Origin of the sequence: Mesorhizobium sp. M7A.F.Ca.ET.027.02.1.1 (assembly GCF_004022985.1) — a bacterium.
In the GTDB taxonomy this organism is placed as follows: domain Bacteria; phylum Pseudomonadota; class Alphaproteobacteria; order Rhizobiales; family Rhizobiaceae; genus Mesorhizobium.
On record NZ_RZOL01000766.1, the window covers coordinates 1 to 1253 of the forward strand.

The window sequence follows — 1253 nt, forward strand, 5'->3', positions numbered from 1 at the left end:
ATCCACAGCAGCAGCAGGATCAGCAGCATGGCGAACAGCAGCACGCCGTGATGCGCACTGGCCGTCGAGAGTGATACCGAAAGCAGCGCCGCCACCACCGTGATTGCCCAGTTGGTCGTCAGGTCGAGCCGGTCGCGCCATCCCGCCATGCGAGCGATCTCGGCGCGATGGAAATGGGATAGCGTGTTGACGCGCTCCGCCGATGAGAGGACGGGACCAACGGGCTTTGCCGACGCGTCGTTCATGGCATCCTCCGGCAAGGAACAGAACAGTTTGCCGGCAACATCGTTCCAAGACGCGTCACGCAAGAGCGGCATCGGCCACTCGTGATCTATCTCGGCTGCACGGCCCTTGAGAATCCTTCAGCCTTCAGCAACATGGCGGTAGGACTGGGAGCGCGAAGATGAGCAAGGCCATTTCCACCGCATCATCGAGGGTCCCGCGCAACACGCCGATGGCGCTGACCGAGGCGTTGGTCGCGCGCACCATGCGTGCTGTCGAGGATGCCGGGCCGACGCCGGGCATGGTTCACATGACCGATGCCGACTATACGCGCATCCGCGACGAGGTGCTGGCCGGCGCTCCGGCCGGGTCGCTGAAACTATTTGCCTATGGCTCGCTGTTGTGGAAGCCCGCCGGCGAGGTGACGGGCGGAGAACGCGCGGTGGCCAGCGGTTGGCATCGTTCGTTCTGCTTCACGGTGCAGCGTTTTCGCGGCACGGTCGAGCAGCCCGGCCTGATGATGGCGCTCGATCGCGGCGGCCAGTGCCAGGGCATGGTGTTCGAGATCGCGGAACCGGTGGCGGCTAACCTCGAAGCGCTCCTGCGCCGCGAAATGACCATCCTGCCCGCCGTCAACGTGCCGCGCTGGCTGCAGGTCAGGACCGAAGGCGGCCCATGTCGCGCGCTTGGCTTCGTCGTCGATCCCGCCAATCCGCGTTATGCCGGCAACCTCGACAAGCAGGCGATCGCGGCGACGCTGGTGACAGCCGTTGGTCATTGGGGCTCGGGCGCGCAATATCTTTTCGAGACGATCCGCCACCTCGAAGCCTGCGGCATCCGCGACCGCAATTTGTGGCGGCTGCAGGAACTGGTGGCCGAAGAAATCGGGCTAACATCACAACTCACCCGTCCCTGAGCCATACCAGCATCTCGCCGGGCTCGCGGTTGTCCCAGGCGAAATAGGGAATGGCGGTCAGGCGTGTCTCGGCGGTGGCCGGCGGCCCGGGCCTGTACAGCCCGGCCCGCCACCC

General features: G+C 65.4%; 3 protein-coding genes. 1 reads left to right on the plus strand and 2 read right to left on the minus strand.

The genetic code is table 11. From position 1 onward, the window contains the following. Positions 1–245 (minus strand): DUF2270 domain-containing protein (locus EN749_RS35980; RefSeq protein ID WP_128364974.1); only part of this gene is annotated, 245 nt, incomplete at its 3' end. Positions 246–403: 158 nt separating this feature from the next. Between EN749_RS35980 and EN749_RS35985 the strand changes: the two genes are divergently transcribed. Then, positions 404–1138, plus strand: a complete 735-nt coding sequence (locus EN749_RS35985; protein ID WP_128288599.1) for a gamma-glutamylcyclotransferase — start codon at positions 404–406, stop codon at positions 1136–1138. Here the strand turns inward: EN749_RS35985 and EN749_RS39685 are convergent. Further along, positions 1125–1238 carry a hypothetical protein gene (locus tag EN749_RS39685; RefSeq protein ID WP_348629412.1) on the minus strand — a complete coding sequence of 38 codons (114 nt, stop codon included), beginning with the start codon at positions 1236–1238 and terminating at the stop codon, positions 1125–1127. The genes EN749_RS35985 and EN749_RS39685 overlap by 14 nt on opposite strands. Positions 1239–1253 lie beyond the last annotated feature (15 nt).

Coding starts and splice junctions, on each gene's coding strand:
- EN749_RS35985 (WP_128288599.1), top strand. CDS start 404: ATGAGCAAGGCCATTTCCACCGCATCATCGAGGGTCCCGCGCAACACG.